Below are 18,844 nucleotides of genomic sequence, written 5' to 3'. Positions count from 1 at the left end.
CCATAATAATTATCAATTATACTCTTCTGCGCTTAGGTGGTCTGCAGCCATTGTGTGGAATTGGTGTAACGTCCTTTATAAGACTTACTTCAAGTCCAGCAGCTTGCAAAGCTCTAATAGCGGCTTCTCTACCTGCTCCAGGTCCCTTTACGTATACTTCAACAGTTTTAAGTCCATGCTCCATTGCAGCTTTTGCAGCGGTCTCAGCAGCCATCTGTGCAGCAAATGGTGTGCTCTTTCTTGAACCTCTGAAGCCAAGTCCGCCTGCACTTGCCCATGATAGTGCATTTCCGGCAGTGTCTGTCAAGGTAACAATTGTATTATTAAAAGATGAACGGATATGAGCAGCTCCACGTTCAATGTTTTTACGTTCTCTTCTTTTTCTGGTAGTTCTTTTAGCACCAGTCTTCGTTGCCATTTATTCGCAAACCTCCTTTAACTATTTCTTTTTGCCACTAACGGGCTTTGAAGGGCCTTTTCTAGTCCTTGCATTTGTCTTTGTACGCTGTCCTCTTACAGGAAGACCCATTCTGTGTCTTCTTCCTCTGTAGCATCCGATTTCAATAAGACGCTTGATGTTTAATGCTATTTCTCTTCTAAGGTCACCTTCAACCTTGTATTCTTTGTCAATTACTTCTCTGATTTTGTTTATTTCATCATCAGTGAGATCTCTAACACGAGTATCAGGGTTAACGCCAGTCTTAACGAGAATTTCATTAGACTTAGGTCTTCCGATACCGTAAATATAAGTGAGACCAATTTCTACCCTTTTTTCTCTGGGCAAATCTACTCCGGCAATACGTGCCATCTTTACTTACACCTCCATTAAAATTCGTGCTGCCATAATTGCTGCACTCAAACTAATTCTCCACCGTTGGATCATGAAATTTAACGATGCCATTCCCATAGGCTCATGTCCAAACGATATCGTCAAATATTTAAAATGTCAACAAGAAAACAATGAATCGGGAAATTCTTTTGTTCAGCCGCTTCTTGCCGAGATTTTACGAAATTAAATAAAACATAGATGTGGGTCCAATATTAACCCTGTTTTTGCTTGTGCTTTGGGTTTTCGCAGATAACCATTACTCTGCCTTTTCTTTTAATAATTTTGCACTTTTCGCATATAGTCTTAACTGATGGTTTTACTTTCATCGCTATATCCTCCTTATAATAAGAAAAAAATCTGCTTAATTAGTTAATTGGGTAATACTTTTATATTAATAAATAATACCTTTAGGTATATATTATTTTGCTCTCCAAGTTATCCTTCCTCTGGTAAGGTCGTATGGTGACAATTCAAGGGTTACCTTATCTCCCGGAAGAATCCTTATAAAATTCATTCTGAGCTTACCTGAAATGTGAGCCAATACCTTATGCCCGTTCTCAAGCTCTACCTGAAACATAGCATTAGGCAATGCTTCAATAACAGTACCTTCAACCTCTATAACATCATCTTTTGCCAAACTAACACCTCCTCCAAAGGATAAATAATACATTTATAAATTCATTGCTCTTAACTAAACTTTACTGTCAACAGGTACATTATATTCAACAAGTGCCTTCCTTACCTCGGCATTTGTGCATTTTTCTCCTGAAGAAATTTTCTGTGCAATAGCTTCGATAACATTGTTTGTAACAATCAGGTGTCTCAACTTCTTTTTTTTAGGATTCTCCAATCTTCTGGAGCTTCCATCACTGATGAGTACATAACTATCATCAATCAAACCTGTCACTACAAATATTCTTCCTGCGTCCCGCCCTGCTTTAGAAAGTACAACCTGTCCCAGGACTACATTCAATGTAATTCACCTCTAAGCATAAAATTTACACAGTCAAACCAAATATAAATTATACAGGAAAACTAAAATTATAACAATACAATTTATAAAAATATCTAAAATATTTATTAGAACCTTGTCAGTATAACCGGTCCGTCGTTAGTAATTGCTACTGTATTCTCATAGTGTGCAGAAAGCGATTTGTCAGTTGTTACAACAGTCCATCTGTTTTCTAAAACTTTTACACTATAGCTACCTGCATTAATCATTGGCTCAACAGCTATCGTCATCCCGCTTTCAAGCCGTGGGCCTCTTCTCTTTGTAACGTAATTAGGTATATCAGGCATCTCATGTAAATCTCTTCCAATACCGTGCCCTACAAAATCTCTTACAACCGAAAAGCCCTTACTCTCAACATGATTTTGAATAGCTTCTGATATATTTCTTATGTGATTGCCTATAACCATTTGTTTTAATCCTTCAAAGAAACTCTGACGCGTTTCATCAATAAGTCTTTGTGCTTCAGCAGTTATATTTCCTACGGCAAAGGTCCTTGCTGCATCCGCATGATATCCGTTTAAATACACACCAACATCTATACTGATAATATCGCCATCTTTTAAAGGCTTTAAACTTGGTATCCCATGAACCACTTCCTCATTGACAGATGCGCATATACTGCCGGGAAAAGGAGCCATTCCAGGAACACCAACATCATATCCTTTAAAAGAAGGTATTGCATGATTCTTTGTAATATACTCTTCAGCAATTCTGTCCAATTCCTTTGTGGTAACACCCGGTACAGTATTTTTCTTTATTAGTTGAAGAGTTTCATATAAAATCTCCCCAGCTTTTTTCATCTTTTCAATTTCAGATTGTGATTTTATAGTATACATTTTAAATACCTAAAACTTTCATTACACGTTGTGATGTTTCTTCTACTTCTCCGGCACCTACAGCTATTTTTAGCTTGCCAGCATTTTCATAATAATTGATAAGTGGCTGTGTTTGCTTATGATATGTTTCAAGTCTGTTCAATACTGTTTCTGCAGCATCATCAGCTCTTTGAATAACAGGAGATTTGCAAACATCACATATTCCTTCTTCTTTTGTAGGATTGAATACAACATTATATGTTGCACCACAGTTTGTACACACACGTCTTCCGGACATTCTTTGTATAATATCTTCATCTTTTACATCTATTAAAATAGCTACGTCCAGATTAATATTCATTTGTACCAATACTTTATCAAGATATTCGGCTTGAGGAATTGTTCTTGGGAAGCCATCCAAAATAAATCCGTTTGCACAGTCGGCATTTCCCAATCTGTCCTTTACTATTTCCACAGTCAATTCGTCCGGTACAAGTTCTCCTTTGTCCATATATTCTTTTGCCTTTTGTCCAAGAGGAGTATTTCCTTTTATGTTTGCTCTGAAAATATCACCGGTTGAAATATGCGGAATAGTGAGTTTTTCAGAAATAATTTTTGCTTGAGTTCCCTTTCCAGCTCCGGGAGCTCCTAATAATATGATCCTCATTATTGTCACCTCTTTACAATTACTCATAACATTAAGTTTAGGGCTTATGACGTATCATAAACCCCAAACCATTTGCTAACTAATCTAATTTGAAAGGACCTTATTCCAAGAATCCTTTATAGTGTCTCATAAGCATTTGTGACTCGATTTGTCTTACGGTATCAATTGCAACACCAACCAAGATCAGAACGCTTGTTCCTGCAAACCAAACTCCTTGTACTCCTGTAATCCAACCAATGATATATGGGAATATCGTTATAAGAGCAAGGAACAATGCACCAAACCAGGTTATCCTGTTCAATACCTTTGCAATATATTCGGAAGTCGGCTTACCAGGTCTTATACCAGGTATAAATCCACCATTCTTCTTCATGTTATTAGCCAGTTCAATTGGATTGAACTGAACATAAGTATAGAAGAATGTAAATCCGATAATTAATAATGCATAAAGTATTGCATAAGACCAATGACCTGACCAATTCTTTATAAATCCAGCAAATCCGCCAGTTGCATTAGGTCTTGCAAAACCAACAATTGTTGAAGGAAGCATCATGATAGACATTGCAAAGATTATAGGAATAACTCCAGCCCAGTTTACCTTTATAGGTAAATGAGTACTTTGTCCTCCATAAACCTTTCTACCAACAACTCTTTTAGCATATTGTACAGGTATACGACGCTCAGCCTGATTAACCCAAACAACACAAGTAATAACAGCAACGAATACAACAAGTATTCCTAATATTGCTAAAATACCTATTGCACCACTTCCTAAGTTACCCAAAGTGTAGTTCTTTATAATATAGTTAGCCCCTGTAGGACCAGCTGACAATATACCTGCAAAAATCAACATTGAAATACCGTTTCCAATACCGTACTCAGTGATTTGTTCACCAAGCCACATCAAAAATGCTGTTCCGGCAGTAAGTGTAAGTGTTACTGTAATGAAGGTTATAACGTTAAGTCCTGAAATAAGAGCACCTCTTAGACCAATAGTAATGGCTGTAGCCTGTAAGAATGCCAAAATTACTGTTGCATATCTTATCCATTGACCTATCTTTTTCCTGCCCTCTTCGCCTTCCTTTGATAACTGTTCCAGTTTAGGAATAGCAATCGTTAACAACTGCATAATAATTGATGCATTGATATATGGTGTTATACTCATTGCAAATATAGTTGCATTCTTAAAGGATCCACCACCAATGATATCAATAAAGTTAAACAACTGTCCACCCTTTGAGATAAGCTGTGCAAACCAATCAGGGTTCAGTCCAGGAACAGGGATTCTGGATCCTAATCTAAAAATTAGGAGAAGGCCAATAGTTATTAATATCTTTTTCTTTAAATCAGGAATCTTCCAGGAATTCTTAAGTGTATCCATCATTCCACTCACGTTATACCACCTCGACCTTTCCTCCCGCAGCTTCTATCTTTTCAGTAGCTGTTTTTGTAAATTTAGTCGCTTGAACTGTTAACTTTTTAGTTAACTCTCCGTTACCTAAAATTGCTACTCCGTCTATAATCTTTTTAGCAAGGCCGGAAGATTTAAGAAGTTCTTCAGTTACAACTGTACCTTCATCAAAAATATTCAAATCAGATACGTTAACTTCAGTATACTTTTTAGCAAACTCGTAGTTATTAAATCCCCTTTTTGGTAATCTCATATATAAAGGCATTTGACCACCTTCAAAACCTGGTCTAACACCACCGCCGGCACGGGCATTTTGTCCTTTGTGACCCTTACCACCGGTTTTACCGTTACCACTGCCTATACCTCTACCTTTTCTATTAGGTAGCTTTTTTGATCCAGGAGCAGGCTGTAATTCAAATAATTTCATTGACTACACCTCCCTTATATTTCTTCTACACAAACAAGATGTGATACTTTTCTAATCATTCCTCTAATTTGAGGGTTGTCATTTTGTTCAACTGTAGTTCCGATTTTACCCAAACCAAGAGCTTTAACAGTTGCAGCCTGACTCTTAACAGCCTTATTTGTGCTCTTCTTTAGAGTTATCTTTAACTTAGCCATTTAATGTCCCCCCTAGCCCAGAATCTCTTCTGCTGTTTTTCCGCGAAGTCTAGCAACTTCTTCAGCTGTCTTTAACTGAGCAAGACCTTCAATAGTTGCATTAACCATATTAATTGGGTTGTTTGAGCCCAATGACTTCGTTCTTATATCACGAATTCCTGCAAGTTCAAGTACGGCTCTTACAGGCCCGCCGGCAATAACTCCGGTACCTTGTCCAGCAGGTTTAAGTAATACTTTACCTGCTCCAAACACTCCAATTGCTTCGTGTGGAATTGTTGTATCAACAAGCGGAACTTTAATCAGGTTCTTCTTAGCATCTTCAATACCTTTACGAATAGCTTCAGGTATTTCAGCAGCTTTACCCATTCCACTTCCAACATAGCCGTTTTCGTCTCCTACTACTACTAACGCACTGAAACGAAAATTTCTACCACCTTTAACAACCTTTGTTACACGTCCTATATTAACAACTTTCTCTTTAAGCTCTCCTAAAGTGCTGGCATCAATTCGTTGCATGTATTCCCCTCCTTCTCCTTAAAAATCCAAGCCTGCTTCTCTAGCAGCGTCAGCAAGCTCTTTAACTCTTCCATGATAGATATATCCGCCTCTATCAAATACAACTTTCTTTATACCCTTGTCAATAGCCTTAGAAGCTATTAATTTTCCAACCTCTTTAGCTGCTTCCTTGTTTCCGCCGTTAGCAACTTTTTCTTTTAATGCGGCATCAAGGGTTGAAGCGGATACAAGAGTATTACCGGTTGTATCATCGATTATCTGAACATAAATGTTGTTTAAACTTCTAAAAACGTTCATTCTTGGACGCTCAACAGTTCCAGTAATCTTTTTGCGTACTCTCAGATGCTTTCTGAGTCTTACTTCGTTTCTATTTGTCTTATTAATCATTTACTCTCATCTCCTTTCTACTTTTTACCCTTGCCACCAGTCTTACCTTCTTTACGTCTTATAACTTCAGTTTCGTATTTGATACCTTTTCCCTTATAAGGCTCAGGAGGTCTCTTTTCACGAATCTTAGCAGCTACTTCTCCAACTACCTGCTTGTCAATTCCCTTAACAATTATCTTGTTAGGTGCAGGAACTTCAGTTGCAATGCCTTCAGGATCTTCCATCTCAACAGGATGTGAATAACCGAGTGTTAAAACCAACTTCTTACCCTGCTTCTGCGCTCTGTAACCAACACCGTTGATATCAAGAGCCTTCTGATATCCATTGGTAACACCTTCCACCATATTGTTAATAAGTGTTCTTGTTAAACCATGTAGTGATTTGTGCATTTTTAAATCAGATGGTCTTTCAACTACTATCTGATCAGCCTCAACCTTAATAATCATATCCTTGTGGAACTGCTTTGTAAGAGTTCCTTTTGTACCTTTTACAGTCAATAAATTGTCGCCGTCTAGTTTAATTGTTACTCCCTTTGGAACAGCTATTGGCAACTTTCCTATTCTTGACATGTCGTATACCTCCAGTTCTTAAAATTATGGGCCATTTAGTGCCCTTTTCAGACCTTAGAGTATTTTCAAATTCTTAAATAAGAATTTGAAAATACTTTACCTGAGGATTTATAACTTACCAAACAAATGCCAGAACTTCTCCGCCTATACCTTCTACTCTGGCTTTCCTGTCAGTCATTATTCCCTTTGATGTTGAGATTACTGCGATACCGAGTCCACCCAATACCTTAGGTAGTTCGTCCTTTCCAGCATATACTCTCAAACCAGGCTTACTAATTCTCTTTATTCCAGTTATAACGTTTTGCTTATTATTGGTGTACTTTAAGCTAACTCTAAGTACGCCCTGCTTACCGTCACTAATTTCTTCAAAATTCTTAATATATCCTTCTTCCAGCAAAATGTTTGCTATAGACCTCTTGAGGTTGGAAGCGGGTATATCAACTGATTCATGTTTAGCAGAACCTGCATTTCTTATTCTGGTTAACATATCAGCTATTGCATCAGTAATTTGCATATGTTTAACCTCCTTCCAATGATATTACCAGCTTGCTTTTTTAACGCCAGGTATTTGACCTTTGTACGCTAATTGTCTAAAGCATAAACGGCAAATTCCAAATTTTCTAATGTATGCGTGTGGTCTTCCACATATTTTACATCTATTGTAAGCCCTTGTACTAAACTTGGGTGTACGCTGTTGCTTTATAATCATAGATTTCTTTGCCATGCCTTCAATCCCTCCTTAGCTCTGGCTGAATGGCATACCAAGTAATTTTAAAAGCTCTTTAGCTTCTTCATCACTCTTAGCCGTAGTTACAAAAACGATATCCATTCCTCTTAACTTATCAACCTTGTCATATTCAATTTCAGGGAATATTAACTGGTCCTTGACACCCATAGAGTAATTTCCTCTACCGTCAAATGAGTTGTTAGAAAGACCTCTGAAGTCTCTTACTCTAGGAATGGCTACATTAAAGAGCTTATCAACGAATTCATACATTCTCGCGCCTCTTAATGTGACCTTACAGCCAATATTCATTCCCTGTCTCAACTTAAATGCCGCTACTGACTTTTTAGCCTTGGTTACAATCGGCTTTTGTCCGGTAATCAATGTCATATCATTTACTGCTGAATCCATAGCCTTTGGGTTGTCTTTTACTTCTCCGACTCCCATGTTAAGAACTATTTTCTCAAGCTTTGGAATCTGCATGTTACTGCTATATTTAAACTTTTCTTTCAAAGCAGGAACTGCTTCACTAAGATATTTATCTTTTAACCTTGCCATGTGCTATACCTCCTTTCGGCAGTACTATTAACCGTCTTTGTTTTTATCTAATACTATATCAATAATTTCGTTACAGTTCTTACAAGCTCTAGCCTTCTGCCCATTGTCGAGAACTTTCTTTGCAACTTTGGTAGGCTTTCCACATTTATCACAAACCAGCATAACATTTGAACTGTCGATATGTGACTCCTGATGGATAATGCCACCTTGTTGATATTTTCCTCTAGGCTTTTTGTGCTTTGTTGACATATTTACACCTTCAACAAGTACTTGATTAGTAGAAGGATTTACGCTTAATACCTTGCCCTTCTTGCCTCTATCTTTTCCTGAAAGCACAAGAACTGTATCACTCTTTTTTACATGAACTTTGTTTGCCAAATTAAGCCGCCTCCTTCCTTACAATACTTCTGGTGCAAGAGAAAGAATCTTCATGAAATCTTTATCTCTTAATTCTCTTGCAACAGGTCCAAATATACGAGTTCCTCTTGGGTTCTTATCGTCTTTAATTATAACTGCAGCATTTTCATCAAATCTGATGTAAGATCCATCAGGTCTTCTAACGCCTTTCTTAGAGCGTACAATAACGCATTTTACAACGTCACCTTTTTTTACAACACCGCCGGGTGTTGCATTTTTAACAGAAGCTACTATAACATCACCTATATTAGCATACTTTCTCCAAGAACCGCCAAGAACTTTTATACACATAAGTTCTTTAGCTCCGGTATTATCAGCTACTTTCATTCTAGACTGAACTTGAATCATAGTGGTACCTCCTTCCAAAATTTCTGCTCAGACTGCACATATATTATTGTGCCTTTTCAACGATTTCAACAAGTCTCCATCTCTTTTCCTTACTCAATGGCCTTGTTTCCATTACTTTAACTTTATCACCAATCTGGCATGTGTTTTCTTCATCATGTGCCTTTAGCTTATAAGTTCTCTTAACAATTTTTCCGTATAACGGATGCTTTACACTAGTTTCTATAGCAACAACAATAGTTTTATCCATCTTATTGCTGACAACCTTGCCAACCCTAGTCTTTCTTAAAGCTCTTTCAACCAAGTGGAATTACCTCCTTCCGAATACTCGTCTTTGTGATACTATCGGTTGATGTATTACAAAGAACATAACTGACGTTATTCATTATGGTTAAGGTTTTTCAATTACTTTAGCAAATAGCTATTACTTGTTATCGCTAAGCTCTTTTTCCCTTATTATTGTTTTAACTCTGGCAATGGATTTTTTAACATCCTTAAGTTTCATTGGGTTCTCAAGCTGATTTGTAGCAAGCTGAAATCTAAGCTTAAAGAGTTCAGACTTTAATTCGCCCAATTCCTTGTTTAATTCAACAATATCCTTTTCTCTGATTTCACTAGCTTTCATTTGCTTCACCACCCATTTCTGTCTCGCGGGTTACAAATTTACATTTAACCGGAAGCTTGTGCATAGCGAGTCTTAATGCCTCTCTAGCTGTCTCTTCAGGTACTCCCGCAATTTCAAATAATACTCTTCCAGGTTTAACTACTGCAACCCAATATTCCGGTGAACCTTTACCACTACCCATACGAGTTTCAGCAGGTTTCTTTGTTACCGGCTTATCCGGGAATATTTTAATCCAAACCTTACCGCCACGCTTGATGAAACGAGTCATTGCTATTCTGGCAGCCTCAATTTGGTTGCTTGTTATCCAAGCAGGTTCTAAAGCCTGAATTCCGAACTCACCATTGCTAACAAAGTTACCTCTGGTAGCTTTTCCGGTCATTCTACCTCTGTGAACCCTTCTATGTTTTACTCTTTTGGGCATTAACATTACTTAACCCCTCCTTCCGCTTTTCTGTCTCTCTTAACAGCAGGAAGAACTTCTCCTTTGTATATCCATACCTTGACACCAATTTTACCATAAGTTGTGTTTGCTTCGGCAAAACCATAGTCTATATCAGCACGAAGTGTTTGAAGTGGAATAGTACCGTCATGATAATGCTCAGTTCTTGCTATTTCTGCACCACCAAGTCTACCTGCACACGCAGTCTTGATACCCTTAGCACCAAGTTTCATTGTTCTTGACATAGCCTGCTTCATTGCTCTTCTGAAAGATATACGTTTTTCTAGCTGTGACGCGATGTTCTCTGCAACTAGCTGAGCATCCATTTCAGGAACTTTAATCTCAGTGATGTTAATCAGAACGCTCTTTCCTGTCATTTTTTCTATTTCTTTTCTAAGTTCTTCAATACCTTGGCCACCCTTGCCTATTACAAGTCCTGGCTTTGCAGTATTTACATTAATCTTGACCTTATTTGCTGCACGGTCAATCTCAATTCTAGAAATGCCTGAAATATAAAGCTTCTTCTTTATGAAATTTCTTATTTTCACATCTTCAACAAGATAGCTGCTAAAAGATTTGTCATTAGCATACCATTTTGTATCCCAATCTTTAATAATTCCAATTCTTAATCCATGAGGATTTACTTTCTGGCCCATTACTCAACCTCCTTCTCGCTTATTCTCTTTCCTTTACAACCAATGTTATATGGCTGGTTCTTTTTTGAATTTTAAATGCTCTACCTTGAGCACGTGGCATAATTCTCTTTAATGTTGGTCCTTGAGTTGCAAAAGCTTCTGCAATAAAAAGGTTATCATGATTCAAACTATTATTGTTAACAGCATTTGCTTCTGCTGATTTAAGAAGCTTGTACAAAACCTCTGATGCAGCCTTAGGTGTAAATTTGAGGATACCATAAGCCTCATCTATACCCTTATTTTTTATCAAATCCAGTACGATTTTAACCTTTCTGGATGATATACGTGCATATTTTAAAACTGCTCTTCCTTCATCTTTACCGATTCCGAGAACTTTTCTCTCTTTCTTAGTAAGAAGTGCAGGCTTATTTGACTTAGTATGCTTAGCATTTTGTTCAGCCAAAATCTGATCTTTATTCTTTAATAGCTCCTCTTTGGACAATACTTTTTTCTCCAACTGAATAGCCTCCTTTCAGTTCTAATCTTAAACTTTTAGTTTAAAAAATCTTTTACCTTAGAGAAGAAGACTTCTCGTTACCGCCATGTCCCTTGTATGTTCTTGTTGGTGCAAATTCACCAAGCTTATGACCAACCATTTCTTCTGTTATATATACAGGAACGTGCTTCTTTCCATCATGAACAGCAATTGTGTGTCCAACCATCTGAGGGAATATAGTTGAAGCCCTTGACCAGGTCTTGATAACTTTCTTATCATTTACTTTATTCATTTCTTCAATCTTCTTAAGCAATGAATCAAGCACGTAAGGTCCCTTTTTAACTGATCTACTCATTATTCTAAAATCCTCCCTTCGCCGCCATCTCGTAGGATTTGGCGGAGCGGTTAAACCGCTCTTACTTCCAAATATCCCGATATATTACTTTTGATTTCTTCTCTTAACAATAAACTTATCTGACTTGTTTTTCTTCTTTCTAGTCTTCAAGCCAAGAGTTGGTTTACCCCAAGGTGTAACAGGACTTGGTCTACCGATAGGTGATTTACCTTCTCCACCACCGTGAGGATGGTCAACCGGGTTCATAACAACACCGCGGACTGTAGGTCTGATACCCATCCATCTTTTTCTACCAGCCTTACCAAGTGACACGTTTTCGTGTTCAAGATTACCAATCTGTCCGATTGTAGCTTTACAATTGATTCTAACCATACGAACTTCACCTGAAGGAAGTCTAACCTGAGCATATTCGCCCTCTTTAGCCATCAATTGAGCAGAGTTTCCTGCAGCTCTAACCATCTGGCCACCCTTACCTGGCTTAAGTTCAATATTATGAATTAATGAACCTACAGGGATATTTGTAAGAGGAAGTGCGTTACCTGGTTTGATATCCGCAGATGCTCCTGACTCAACAATATCGCCAACACTTAATCCTACTGGTGCAAGAATATATCTCTTTTCACCATCTAAATAGTTAAGAAGCGCAATATTTGCAGTCCTGTTTGGATCATACTCGATTGTAGCAACCTTTGCTTTGATTCCATCTTTGTCTCTCTTAAAATCTATAACTCTATATTTTTGTCTGTTACCGCCGCCTTGATGACGAACAGTAATCCTACCATAAGAGTTTCTTCCTCCATTTTTCTTCAGAGGTTCCAGTAATGACTTTTCAGGTTCAACTTTCGATAAATCTGAATAATCCATTCCTGTCATAAACCTTCTGGATGGAGAAGTAGGACTATACTTTTTTAATGCCATCTCTTCTCACTCCTTTTATAACCTGGCTTAATTACTGAGCAACGCCAAATTCTTCAATGCTATTTTTATATTTCTTATTATTTGTTACAGTCTTGCCGCCCTTTGCTAAGTATTCAACAGGCTTTGGATCAGTATCAATCTTAACGATTGCCTTTTTCCAAGCTGGACGTGGTCCTTCGTGAACACCTGTGCGCTTGATTTTACCTTCAAAGTTCATGGTATTAACTTGTAATACCTTAACGCTGAATAATGCTTCAACTGCCTTTTTTATTTCGGTTTTTGTTGATTTTACATCAACAATAAAAGTGTACTTACCAGCACCTATTTCCATATTACTTTTTTCAGTTATATATGGCTTTATAATTATGTCTTGTGGCAATCTCATTATGCGTACACCTCCTCAACCTTTTCAACAGCATCCTTAGTTATAATAAACTTATCATATTTCAATATATCAAATACATTAAGAGTATTTACGTATGCTGTCTTTATTCCTGGTATATTTCTAGCAGACTTAACAATGTTTTCATTCTTTGAATCTATTACTATCAAAGCACTTGAATCAACTTTCAAATTGTTAAGCACACCTACCATTGACTTAGTCTTAATTGCTTCCAATGTCAAAGCATCCAGTACAAAAATTTCATTTCCTGAAACCTTTGATGTCAATGCTGACTTCATAGCAATACGCTTTACTTTCTTTGGCATAGTGTATCTGTAGCTACGTGGCTTAGGTCCTAATACTATACCACCTTTAATCCACTGTGCTGAACGGATACTACCCTGTCTTGCACGACCGGTTCCCTTTTGTCTCCATGGCTTCTTACCGCCACCTCTAACTTCACTTTTGGTTTTTGTCGACTGAGTACCTTGTCTTTTATTTGCTAACTGATTTACTACTACTGCGTGAAGTACTTCATTATTTACTTCTGCACCGAAAACATTATCGCAAAGTTGAATATCTCCAACTACTTCACCTTTCATGTTATATAAATCAACCTTTGGCATGTGTTACTTCCTCCCTTCACGTTATTATTTACCGGATTTAACCGTACTTTTAATAACAAGCAATCCACCTTTAGGTCCTGGAAGAGCACCTTTTACAAGAATAAGGTTTCTTTCTGCATCAACTCTAACAACTTCAAGATTTTGAACTGTAGTGTTGTCCATACCCATATGACCTGGTAACTTCTTGCCCTTAAATACTCTTGCCGGATTGGTGTTTGCACTCATGGAACCAACTCTTCTGTGGTACATTGAACCGTGAGTTTTAGGTCCACCTTTTTGGCCGTATCTCTTAATAGTACCCTGAAATCCTTTACCCTTTGAAAGGCCACTTACGTCTATTTTATCTCCAGATTGGAACATATCCTCAGCCTTAATTTCCTGACCGACTTCATAGCTTGATATATCTTCCAGTCTGAACTCTCTAAGATACTTCATTGGAGCAAGCTTAGTCTTGCTGAACTGACCTAAAGCAGGTTTGCTAAGTTTCTTTTCCGCAACCTTTTGATATCCAACTTTTAAAGCATTATATCCGTCAGTTTCAACAGTCTTCTTCTGAACAACTGTTAATGGGCCTGCTTCTACAACTGTAACTGGTATAACCAAACCATTTTCATCAAATATTTGAGTCATTCCAATTTTCTTACCTAACATTGCTTTTTTCATTAAAATTACCTCCTATGGTTATTGGTTCATATTTTCTATGAACATGACCTACTACTAACACTTAACATTGTAGACTAGCTTGACATTTATTACTTTCAAATATTGAAATTATAATTTAATCTCAATGTCTACACCCGCTGGAAGATCCAGCCTCATTAATGCGTCAACAGTCTTTGGCGTTGGTAGAACTACATCTATCAATCTTTTATGAGTTCTCATTTCAAACTGCTCTCTTGAGTCCTTGTATTTATGTGGAGCTCTTAAGATTGTAATAATCTCTTTCTCAGTAGGAAGCGGTACAGGTCCTGAAACCTTTGCGCCTGTCCTCTTAGCAGTTTCAACGATCTTCTCAGCTGACTGATCAAGCACCTGATGATCGAACGCCTTTAGTCTGATACGTATTTTCTGTTTGTTTGACATACATAAACCTCCTCGTACGTTGGATTTTGTCACGTACAACAAGTTTTGTCTGTACACTATGCCGGGTGTTTCATAACGTTTTATATAAAAACCCAGGATCGTTCTTATCCTAATTGGACAAACTTAACCTGGGCATTTAAAGCGATTATATTACACTTCAAAATGTACAGTGACTTGTCGCCCGGTTTCTTGAATCGGACATTCTCAGCAAAAGTTACCTATTTCTATGAATAGCAATCTCCTGCGTCATCGTATGCCACGCCACAACATTCAATATTTTACTACATATTTTTTATATTTGCAAGTGGTTTTAAAATATATTTTTACTTTACTTGCACATTTTTTTGATTATGTAAAAAAACCTCAAGCTATGAGCTTGAGGTTTTCATATAAATCTGGCAGAGACCTACTTTCCCGGGCCGTTTCCAGCCAAGTATTATCGGCACTGAGATGCTTAACTGCCGTGTTCGGTATGGGAACGGGTGTGGCCATCTCGTCATTTCCACCAGAAGATTTATTAGGTACTTTGTACCTTCAGAACTGATTAATGTTATCCTTTTAAGAAGATGTGAAGCTCTCTCATTGTCTAGTTTTAAGACCTTTTACTTTTGAATACCTGTTTTCTTTGGGTCAAACCCTCGACCTATTAGTATCAGTCAGCTTAACACATTACTATGCTTACACTCCTGACCTATCAACCATGTAGTCTACATGGGGTCTTACCTATTGCTAGTGGGATATCTCATCTTGAGGTGGGTTTCACGCTTAGATGCCTTCAGCGTTTATCCCTGCCGAACTTGGCTACCCAGCTGTGCCATTGGTATGACAACTGGTGCACTAGAGGTTCGTCCATCCCGGTCCTCTCGTACTAAGGACAGATCCTCTCAAATATCCTGCGCCCGCGACAGATAGGGACCGAACTGTCTCACGACGTTCTGAACCCAGCTCGCGTACCGCTTTAATTGGCGAACAGCCAAACCCTTGGAACCTGCTACAGCTCCAGGATGCGATGAGCCGACATCGAGGTGCCAAACCTCCCCGTCGATGTGGACTCTTGGGGGAGATAAGCCTGTTATCCCCAGGGTAGCTTTTATCCGTTGAGCGATGGCAATTCCACTTTCATACCACCGGATCACTAAGCCCTACTTTCGTACCTGCTCGAGGTGTCTCTCTCGCAGTCAGGCTACCTTATGCCTTTGCACTCGTTGCGCGATTTCCAACCGCGCTGAGGTAACCTTTGGACGCCTCCGTTACTCTTTGGGAGGCGACCGCCCCAGTCAAACTGCCCACCTGACAGTGTCCCTAGACCAGCTTATGGTCTCAGGTTAGAGTTCCAGTACTTTTAGAGTGGTATCCCAACGTCGACTCCATGATGGCTGGCGCCACCACTTCTCAGTCTCCCACCTATCCTGTACAAAAAATACCGAAACCCAATATCAAGCTACAGTGAAGCTCCATGGGGTCTTTCCGTCTAGTCGCGGGTAACTTGCATCTTCACAAGTACTACAATTTCGCCGGGTACGTTGTTGAGACAGTGCCCAAGTCATTACGCCATTCGTGCGGGTCAGAACTTACCTGACAAGGAATTTCGCTACCTTAGGACCGTTATAGTTACGGCCGCCGTTTACTGGGGCTTAAGTTCATGCCTTCGCTTGCGCTAAGCAATTCCCGTAACCTTCCAGCACCGGGCAGGCGTCAGCCCCTATACTTCATCTTTCGATTTAGCAGAGACCTGTGTTTTTGATAAACAGTTGCTTGGGCCTATTCTCTGCGGCCTCAATCTCTTGAGGCACCCCTTTTCGCTAACTTACGGGGTCAATTTGCCGAGTTCCTTAACAACGCTTCTCCCGCTCGTCTTAGGATTCTCTCCTCACCTACCTGTGTCGGTTTGCGGTACTGGTACCTTTAATCTGGATAGTGGTTTTTCTCGTCAGTGTGGAATCTGTCACTTCGGTACTTGTTTTCCCTCCGCATCACGTCTTCGAAACATCCGGCGGATTTGCCTACCGGACTATCTACCTCGCTTGCACGATCTTTTCCAGCTGATCGCTTGACTTATCCTCCTGCGTCCCCACCTCTCTCATATCGATTAACGGTAGTACAGGAATTTCAACCTGTTGTCCATCACTTACGCCTTTCGGCCTCAGCTTAGGTCCAGACTTACCCTGGGCGGACGAACCTTCCCCAGGAAACCTTAGGTTTTCGACGGTAAAGATTCTCACTTTACTCTCGCTACTTATTCCGGCATTCTCACTACTGCTTCGTCCACAAGTCCTTTCGATCTTGCTTCAACCTACAACAGTAAGCTCCCCTACCACCCTCGTACATCCAATACTACTGCTAATGGCACAAGTTTAGCTGTGGGAATTTGACGAAATGTTTTGAATCATTTTTGATATGTTACATTTCGTGAAATTACCTCATCGCTTCTTAATTTATTTAGCAATACTATTGGATGTACGCTGATCCATAGCTTCGGTACACAGTTTAGCCCCGGTAATTTTCGGCGCAGGCTCACTCGACTAGTGAGCTATTACGCACTCTTTGAATGAGTGGCTGCTTCTAAGCCAACATCCTAGTTGTCTTAGCAAGCCCACATCCTTTTCCACTTAACTGTGATTTTGGGACCTTAGCTGATGGTCTGGGCTGTTTCCCTTTTGACCATGGGACTTATCTCTCATAGTCTGACTCCCAAGTAACATCATTACGGCATTCGGAGTTTGATAGGGTTCGGTAACCCGGTAAGGCCCCTAGCCCATTCAGTGCTCTACCTCCGTTTGATTTTCCCTTGAGGCTAGCCCTAAAGCTATTTCGGGGAGAACCAGCTATCTCCGAGTTCGATTGGAATTTCTCCGCCACCCACAGCTCATCCCAGACCTTTTCAACGGTCATGTGGTTCGGTCCTCCACGAGATTTTACTCCCGCTTCAACCTGTCCATGGGTAGGTCACCCGGTTTCGGGTCTATAGCATGCAACTTGACGCGCTTTTAACACTCGGTTTCCCTTCGGCTCCGTACCTTTAGTACTTAACCTTGCTGCATACAATAACTCGCCGGACCGTTCTACAAAAAGTACGCTGTCGAGCTTTAACGCTCTTCAACTGCTTGTAAACATAGGGTTTCAGGTTCTCTTTCACTCCCCTCCCGGGGTTCTTTTCACCTTTCCCTCACGGTACTGCTTCACTATCGGTCACCAGTTAGTATTTAGCCTTGGATGGTGGTCCACCCTGCTTCCCACGAGGTTTCACGTGCCTCGTGGTACTCTGGATACTAGCCTGCCTCTTAACATTTCGCTTACGGGACTTTTACCCTCTATGGTCTCAGCTTTCCAGCTGCTCATTCTGCTATGTCTTGAGGATCATTATGCTAGTCCACAACCCCGAAAGATATTGCTATCTTTTGGTTTGGGCTCTTCCGCTTTCGCTCGCCACTACTTACGGAATCTCTTTTTGATTTCTACTCCTGTTGGTACTTAGATGTTTCAGTTCCCAACGTCTGCCTTCGTAACACTATGTATTCATGTTACGATGACCGAGTGTTTAACTCGGCCGGGTTTCCCCATTCGGATATCTACGGGTCGATGGCTATTTGCGCCTCTCCGTAGCTTTTCGCAGCTTGTCACGTCCTTCATCGCCTTCTGGTGCCAAGGCATTCACCCTATGCTCTTAGTAGCTTGACCTCTAAAATTGCTATAAGCTTCGCATTACTGTGTCAGGCTTCCCTCCTGCGATGCTCATTTACCACCGTAAACTCCGCTTCTCGTCGGTCGCCTTCCTTGTACTGCTTGCTTCTATCAATTTTTTATCGAATATCTTCGATTGATCAGATTCTCAATGTCAATTACATCGTAATTGAACTAAAGTGATTGTCTTAACCTATCAATGAGTTAGTTTCCTAAGAGTTGCATGTTTCCAACGTAAACTGCTTTACGTGTTTAAAGGATTTCTCCTTTTCACATGTTACCCTTATTACTTTTCAGAAAATACATAATTAATTATATATCTCTTGTCTTCTCATCTTCTTAAAACGTATTTCAAACTCTCGTTTGAAACGCATTCTTTGAATAACATTATTCAGTTCTCAAGGTACAAACCTCGCAGTTGTTTGTGTTGCCACACTGACTGCGGAGTTCCTATTATACCAGTTTCAATTATCATGTCAACTGGTATTTTATACTAAACTGTTACAGTTTAGTATGGTGGGCTCAAATGGAATCGAACCATCGACCTCACGCTTATCAGGCGTGCGCTCTAACCATCTGAGCTATGAGCCCATCAATAATTAAAACACCATATTACTATTATCAATAGTTACATGGGCTTTGAAAACTAAACAGTGATTGTAAAGAAACTCTAAGATAATGATTTTCAGTCCAGCGAGCTTAGCTCAAGCCTTCCTGTCATTTATCTTCGACC

Annotated in this window: 29 protein-coding genes, 1 tRNA gene and 2 rRNA genes; all 32 read right to left on the bottom strand. The window is 39.4% G+C overall.

The window, feature by feature from the left end:
- Window positions 1-16: 16 nt before the first annotated feature.
- The gene (gene rpsK / locus CLO1100_RS02270) at window positions 17-418 is read right to left on the bottom strand and encodes a 30S ribosomal protein S11 (RefSeq protein WP_014312133.1); all 402 of its coding nucleotides are present in this window, start codon (window positions 416-418) and stop codon (window positions 17-19) included.
- Window positions 419-439: 21 nt separating this feature from the next.
- On the bottom strand, window positions 440-808 hold the full coding sequence (rpsM, locus tag CLO1100_RS02265; RefSeq protein WP_014312132.1) for a 30S ribosomal protein S13: 369 nt from the start codon (window positions 806-808) through the stop codon (window positions 440-442).
- A gap of 233 nt (window positions 809-1,041) precedes the next feature.
- Window positions 1,042-1,155, bottom strand: a complete 114-nt coding sequence (gene rpmJ / locus CLO1100_RS02260; protein ID WP_004620818.1) for a 50S ribosomal protein L36 — start codon at window positions 1,153-1,155, stop codon at window positions 1,042-1,044.
- Between the two features lie 92 nt (window positions 1,156-1,247).
- Window positions 1,248-1,466, bottom strand: coding sequence for a translation initiation factor IF-1 (gene infA, locus CLO1100_RS02255; protein WP_004620820.1), 219 nt, complete (start codon window positions 1,464-1,466; stop codon window positions 1,248-1,250).
- A gap of 54 nt (window positions 1,467-1,520) precedes the next feature.
- Window positions 1,521-1,802, bottom strand: coding sequence for a KOW domain-containing RNA-binding protein (locus CLO1100_RS02250; protein ID WP_014312131.1), 282 nt, complete (start codon window positions 1,800-1,802; stop codon window positions 1,521-1,523).
- 107 nt (window positions 1,803-1,909) lie between these two features.
- A complete protein-coding gene (map, locus tag CLO1100_RS02245) occupies window positions 1,910-2,677 on the bottom strand; it encodes a type I methionyl aminopeptidase (protein ID WP_014312130.1) in 768 nt (255 codons plus the stop codon).
- A gap of 1 nt (window position 2,678) precedes the next feature.
- Window positions 2,679-3,323, bottom strand: coding sequence for an adenylate kinase (locus CLO1100_RS02240; RefSeq protein WP_014312129.1), 645 nt, complete (start codon window positions 3,321-3,323; stop codon window positions 2,679-2,681).
- A 100-nt stretch (window positions 3,324-3,423) separates the two neighbouring features.
- Window positions 3,424-4,716 carry a preprotein translocase subunit SecY gene (secY, locus tag CLO1100_RS02235; RefSeq protein ID WP_014312128.1) on the bottom strand — a complete coding sequence of 431 codons (1,293 nt, stop codon included), beginning with the start codon at window positions 4,714-4,716 and terminating at the stop codon, window positions 3,424-3,426.
- 1 nt (window position 4,717) lies between these two features.
- Window positions 4,718-5,161, bottom strand: a complete 444-nt coding sequence (gene rplO, locus CLO1100_RS02230) for a 50S ribosomal protein L15 (RefSeq protein WP_014312127.1) — start codon at window positions 5,159-5,161, stop codon at window positions 4,718-4,720.
- Window positions 5,162-5,175: 14 nt separating this feature from the next.
- Window positions 5,176-5,355 carry a 50S ribosomal protein L30 gene (gene rpmD, locus CLO1100_RS02225; RefSeq protein ID WP_014312126.1) on the bottom strand — a complete coding sequence of 60 codons (180 nt, stop codon included), beginning with the start codon at window positions 5,353-5,355 and terminating at the stop codon, window positions 5,176-5,178.
- A 12-nt stretch (window positions 5,356-5,367) separates the two neighbouring features.
- Entirely contained in the window at window positions 5,368-5,871 is a 504-nt protein-coding gene (rpsE, locus tag CLO1100_RS02220) for a 30S ribosomal protein S5 (protein WP_014312125.1), read from the bottom strand.
- A gap of 18 nt (window positions 5,872-5,889) precedes the next feature.
- The gene (gene rplR, locus CLO1100_RS02215; RefSeq protein WP_014312124.1) at window positions 5,890-6,258 is read right to left on the bottom strand and encodes a 50S ribosomal protein L18; all 369 of its coding nucleotides are present in this window, start codon (window positions 6,256-6,258) and stop codon (window positions 5,890-5,892) included.
- A 17-nt stretch (window positions 6,259-6,275) separates the two neighbouring features.
- Window positions 6,276-6,827 carry a 50S ribosomal protein L6 gene (gene rplF / locus CLO1100_RS02210; protein ID WP_014312123.1) on the bottom strand — a complete coding sequence of 184 codons (552 nt, stop codon included), beginning with the start codon at window positions 6,825-6,827 and terminating at the stop codon, window positions 6,276-6,278.
- Window positions 6,828-6,942: 115 nt separating this feature from the next.
- Complete coding sequence (gene rpsH / locus CLO1100_RS02205) at window positions 6,943-7,341, bottom strand: 30S ribosomal protein S8 (protein ID WP_014312122.1); 399 nt, start codon at window positions 7,339-7,341, stop codon at window positions 6,943-6,945.
- Window positions 7,342-7,365: 24 nt separating this feature from the next.
- Window positions 7,366-7,551 (bottom strand): type Z 30S ribosomal protein S14, encoded by a 186-nt coding sequence (locus CLO1100_RS02200; RefSeq protein ID WP_004620848.1) that lies wholly within the window; start codon window positions 7,549-7,551, stop codon window positions 7,366-7,368.
- A 15-nt stretch (window positions 7,552-7,566) separates the two neighbouring features.
- Window positions 7,567-8,109, bottom strand: coding sequence for a 50S ribosomal protein L5 (rplE, locus tag CLO1100_RS02195; protein ID WP_014312121.1), 543 nt, complete (start codon window positions 8,107-8,109; stop codon window positions 7,567-7,569).
- A gap of 27 nt (window positions 8,110-8,136) precedes the next feature.
- Entirely contained in the window at window positions 8,137-8,487 is a 351-nt protein-coding gene (gene rplX / locus CLO1100_RS02190) for a 50S ribosomal protein L24 (protein ID WP_014312120.1), read from the bottom strand.
- 18 nt (window positions 8,488-8,505) lie between these two features.
- Window positions 8,506-8,874 (bottom strand): 50S ribosomal protein L14, encoded by a 369-nt coding sequence (rplN, locus tag CLO1100_RS02185; protein ID WP_004620853.1) that lies wholly within the window; start codon window positions 8,872-8,874, stop codon window positions 8,506-8,508.
- A gap of 43 nt (window positions 8,875-8,917) precedes the next feature.
- Window positions 8,918-9,175, bottom strand: coding sequence for a 30S ribosomal protein S17 (rpsQ, locus tag CLO1100_RS02180; protein ID WP_004620855.1), 258 nt, complete (start codon window positions 9,173-9,175; stop codon window positions 8,918-8,920).
- 120 nt (window positions 9,176-9,295) lie between these two features.
- Window positions 9,296-9,496, bottom strand: coding sequence for a 50S ribosomal protein L29 (rpmC, locus tag CLO1100_RS02175; RefSeq protein ID WP_004620858.1), 201 nt, complete (start codon window positions 9,494-9,496; stop codon window positions 9,296-9,298).
- Window positions 9,486-9,923 (bottom strand): 50S ribosomal protein L16, encoded by a 438-nt coding sequence (rplP, locus tag CLO1100_RS02170; RefSeq protein WP_004620860.1) that lies wholly within the window; start codon window positions 9,921-9,923, stop codon window positions 9,486-9,488. Before rplP ends, rpmC begins: the two co-directional genes overlap by 11 nt.
- Complete coding sequence (gene rpsC / locus CLO1100_RS02165) at window positions 9,923-10,591, bottom strand: 30S ribosomal protein S3 (RefSeq protein WP_004620862.1); 669 nt, start codon at window positions 10,589-10,591, stop codon at window positions 9,923-9,925. Before rpsC ends, rplP begins: the two co-directional genes overlap by 1 nt.
- Before the next feature lie 19 nt (window positions 10,592-10,610).
- A complete protein-coding gene (gene rplV, locus CLO1100_RS02160) occupies window positions 10,611-11,033 on the bottom strand; it encodes a 50S ribosomal protein L22 (RefSeq protein ID WP_187288921.1) in 423 nt (140 codons plus the stop codon).
- Window positions 11,034-11,139: 106 nt separating this feature from the next.
- Window positions 11,140-11,421 carry a 30S ribosomal protein S19 gene (gene rpsS / locus CLO1100_RS02155; RefSeq protein WP_004620867.1) on the bottom strand — a complete coding sequence of 94 codons (282 nt, stop codon included), beginning with the start codon at window positions 11,419-11,421 and terminating at the stop codon, window positions 11,140-11,142.
- An 84-nt stretch (window positions 11,422-11,505) separates the two neighbouring features.
- Window positions 11,506-12,339 carry a 50S ribosomal protein L2 gene (gene rplB, locus CLO1100_RS02150; protein ID WP_014312119.1) on the bottom strand — a complete coding sequence of 278 codons (834 nt, stop codon included), beginning with the start codon at window positions 12,337-12,339 and terminating at the stop codon, window positions 11,506-11,508.
- Window positions 12,340-12,370: 31 nt separating this feature from the next.
- Window positions 12,371-12,724, bottom strand: coding sequence for a 50S ribosomal protein L23 (gene rplW / locus CLO1100_RS02145; RefSeq protein WP_014312118.1), 354 nt, complete (start codon window positions 12,722-12,724; stop codon window positions 12,371-12,373).
- Entirely contained in the window at window positions 12,724-13,347 is a 624-nt protein-coding gene (gene rplD, locus CLO1100_RS02140) for a 50S ribosomal protein L4 (protein WP_014312117.1), read from the bottom strand. Before rplD ends, rplW begins: the two co-directional genes overlap by 1 nt.
- Before the next feature lie 24 nt (window positions 13,348-13,371).
- Window positions 13,372-14,010, bottom strand: a complete 639-nt coding sequence (rplC, locus tag CLO1100_RS02135) for a 50S ribosomal protein L3 (RefSeq protein ID WP_004620874.1) — start codon at window positions 14,008-14,010, stop codon at window positions 13,372-13,374.
- 108 nt (window positions 14,011-14,118) lie between these two features.
- Entirely contained in the window at window positions 14,119-14,430 is a 312-nt protein-coding gene (rpsJ, locus tag CLO1100_RS02130) for a 30S ribosomal protein S10 (protein ID WP_004620876.1), read from the bottom strand.
- Window positions 14,431-14,823: 393 nt separating this feature from the next.
- Window positions 14,824-14,940 (bottom strand): 5S ribosomal RNA (gene rrf / locus CLO1100_RS02125).
- A 116-nt stretch (window positions 14,941-15,056) separates the two neighbouring features.
- Window positions 15,057-18,108: ribosomal RNA gene (locus tag CLO1100_RS02120) — 23S ribosomal RNA — on the bottom strand.
- 517 nt (window positions 18,109-18,625) lie between these two features.
- A tRNA-Ile gene (locus CLO1100_RS02115) sits at window positions 18,626-18,702 on the bottom strand.
- Window positions 18,703-18,844: the final 142 nt, after the last annotated feature.

The organism is Clostridium sp. BNL1100 (assembly GCF_000244875.1).
Lineage (GTDB): Bacteria > Bacillota > Clostridia > Acetivibrionales > DSM-1351 > Ruminiclostridium.
The sequence above is the reverse complement of the archived record's forward strand: the minus strand, read 5'-3'. Positions and strand labels throughout refer to the sequence as shown.

Bases quoted from the DNA above. Each gene is read 5' to 3' on its own strand.
- rpsK (WP_014312133.1), bottom strand. From the start codon at position 418: ATGGCAACGAAGACTGGTGCTAAAAGAACTACCAGAAAAAGAAGAGAA.
- rpsM (WP_014312132.1), bottom strand. From the start codon at position 808: ATGGCACGTATTGCCGGAGTAGATTTGCCCAGAGAAAAAAGGGTAGAA.
- rpmJ (WP_004620818.1), bottom strand. From the start codon at position 1,155: ATGAAAGTAAAACCATCAGTTAAGACTATATGCGAAAAGTGCAAAATT.
- map (WP_014312130.1), bottom strand. From the start codon at position 2,677: ATGTATACTATAAAATCACAATCTGAAATTGAAAAGATGAAAAAAGCT.
- CLO1100_RS02240 (WP_014312129.1), bottom strand. From the start codon at position 3,323: ATGAGGATCATATTATTAGGAGCTCCCGGAGCTGGAAAGGGAACTCAA.
- rplO (WP_014312127.1), bottom strand. From the start codon at position 5,161: ATGAAATTATTTGAATTACAGCCTGCTCCTGGATCAAAAAAGCTACCT.
- rpmD (WP_014312126.1), bottom strand. From the start codon at position 5,355: ATGGCTAAGTTAAAGATAACTCTAAAGAAGAGCACAAATAAGGCTGTT.
- rpsE (WP_014312125.1), bottom strand. From the start codon at position 5,871: ATGCAACGAATTGATGCCAGCACTTTAGGAGAGCTTAAAGAGAAAGTT.
- rplR (WP_014312124.1), bottom strand. From the start codon at position 6,258: ATGATTAATAAGACAAATAGAAACGAAGTAAGACTCAGAAAGCATCTG.
- rplF (WP_014312123.1), bottom strand. From the start codon at position 6,827: ATGTCAAGAATAGGAAAGTTGCCAATAGCTGTTCCAAAGGGAGTAACA.
- rpsH (WP_014312122.1), bottom strand. From the start codon at position 7,341: ATGCAAATTACTGATGCAATAGCTGATATGTTAACCAGAATAAGAAAT.
- CLO1100_RS02200 (WP_004620848.1), bottom strand. From the start codon at position 7,551: ATGGCAAAGAAATCTATGATTATAAAGCAACAGCGTACACCCAAGTTT.
- rplE (WP_014312121.1), bottom strand. From the start codon at position 8,109: ATGGCAAGGTTAAAAGATAAATATCTTAGTGAAGCAGTTCCTGCTTTG.
- rplN (WP_004620853.1), bottom strand. From the start codon at position 8,874: ATGATTCAAGTTCAGTCTAGAATGAAAGTAGCTGATAATACCGGAGCT.
- rpmC (WP_004620858.1), bottom strand. From the start codon at position 9,496: ATGAAAGCTAGTGAAATCAGAGAAAAGGATATTGTTGAATTAAACAAG.
- rplP (WP_004620860.1), bottom strand. From the start codon at position 9,923: ATGTTAATGCCCAAAAGAGTAAAACATAGAAGGGTTCACAGAGGTAGA.
- rpsC (WP_004620862.1), bottom strand. From the start codon at position 10,591: ATGGGCCAGAAAGTAAATCCTCATGGATTAAGAATTGGAATTATTAAA.
- rpsS (WP_004620867.1), bottom strand. From the start codon at position 11,421: ATGAGTAGATCAGTTAAAAAGGGACCTTACGTGCTTGATTCATTGCTT.
- rplB (WP_014312119.1), bottom strand. From the start codon at position 12,339: ATGGCATTAAAAAAGTATAGTCCTACTTCTCCATCCAGAAGGTTTATG.
- rplW (WP_014312118.1), bottom strand. From the start codon at position 12,724: ATGAGATTGCCACAAGACATAATTATAAAGCCATATATAACTGAAAAA.
- rplD (WP_014312117.1), bottom strand. From the start codon at position 13,347: ATGCCAAAGGTTGATTTATATAACATGAAAGGTGAAGTAGTTGGAGAT.
- rplC (WP_004620874.1), bottom strand. From the start codon at position 14,010: ATGAAAAAAGCAATGTTAGGTAAGAAAATTGGAATGACTCAAATATTT.
- rpsJ (WP_004620876.1), bottom strand. From the start codon at position 14,430: ATGTCAAACAAACAGAAAATACGTATCAGACTAAAGGCGTTCGATCAT.